Source organism: Chitinophaga sp. 22308 (genome assembly GCF_052045305.1).
GTDB lineage: Bacteria > Bacteroidota > Bacteroidia > Chitinophagales > Chitinophagaceae > Chitinophaga > Chitinophaga varians_A.
In genome coordinates, this window is the sequence record NZ_JBQEOP010000023.1 from 1 (window position 1) to 655 (window position 655).

Here is a 655-nt window from a genome sequence, read left to right on the forward strand (position 1 = left end):
CTCCGCTTGCCGGCCTGCGTTACGTGGTACTGGCAGGAGAACGTTTATACGGGCGTGACGTATTGAACTGGAAGGCCGCCAATGGCACCGCTGCGCGGTTATCGAACCTTTACGGCTTAACGGAGACGACTATATTAAAAACCTGTTTTCATATTGAGAGCTGGGACTGGCAGGCTGGAGAAGTGCTGCCGGTAGGATTACCTGTATCAGATACGCTGGTGGCGGTGGTGAACAGCGCCCATCATATCTGTGCGCCCGGCGAGATGGGAGAGGTATATATCAAAAGCCCTTTTATCAGCAAAGGCTACATCGACACATCGCTTAACGAACATTACCTGGTGGCCAACCCGTTGGACGGCAACGAAGCGGACAGGGTATGGCGCACCGGTGACCTGGGCCGCTACCGCAATGACGGCCGCCTGGAGATCCTGGGGCGCCGTGACGAGCAGGTGAAGATCAACGGGGTGCGTATAGAACTGGAGCAGGTGCGTGCAGCGGTGCTGCAACAGGAAGGTGTCCTGCGCACCGAGCTGGTGGTGCATACGGGCGAAGACTTCCGCCAGGAGCTGTTGTGTTACTATACCGGCAAACGTTATGCGCCTGACGAGTTGCGGGCGTTATTGTCCGCCGATCTGAACCCAGCCATGTTGCCCGG

The 655-nt window shown here is 57.4% G+C and carries 1 protein-coding gene; it reads left to right on the forward strand.

Features of this window, described 5'->3' with window-relative positions; genetic code table 11:
• The coding region (locus ACTJJS_RS33505) for an AMP-binding protein (RefSeq protein ID WP_440668405.1) at positions 1–655 on the forward strand (655 nt) is incomplete at both ends.